Below are 311 nucleotides of genomic sequence, written 5' to 3' on the forward strand. Positions count from 1 at the left end.
TTCCCACAAACAATGCCAGCTACCGACTATCCAAAGTTCCAAGGTAACGGACCAGTTGTTTCACCATACGCTACTGGACCTAATACACCAATGTATCGTGATGCATCAGAACCTTATTTTGATCCAAATTCGCAATTATTTACTCCTTATGCTCAAAACCAGTCTTCATACGGAGTACCGTATTTTGAGGAAGATGAACAATAAAAAAATTTATTTAAAAAGACGATTTATTTCTAATCGTCTTTTTTTTATTTCACATTAAAAAAGTATAAATTTAAGCGACGAAGGGGGCGACGTAGTTGCAAATTTTA

The 311-nt window shown here is 35.0% G+C and carries 1 protein-coding gene; it reads left to right on the forward strand.

The window, feature by feature from the left end:
* On the forward strand, window positions 1-204 hold a 204-nt coding region (locus COC46_RS22285; RefSeq protein ID WP_176545183.1), incomplete at its 5' end, for a hypothetical protein.
* Window positions 205-311: the final 107 nt, after the last annotated feature.

It is taken from the genome of Bacillus sp. AFS041924 (assembly GCF_002577195.1).
GTDB lineage: Bacteria > Bacillota > Bacilli > Bacillales > Bacillaceae_G > Gottfriedia.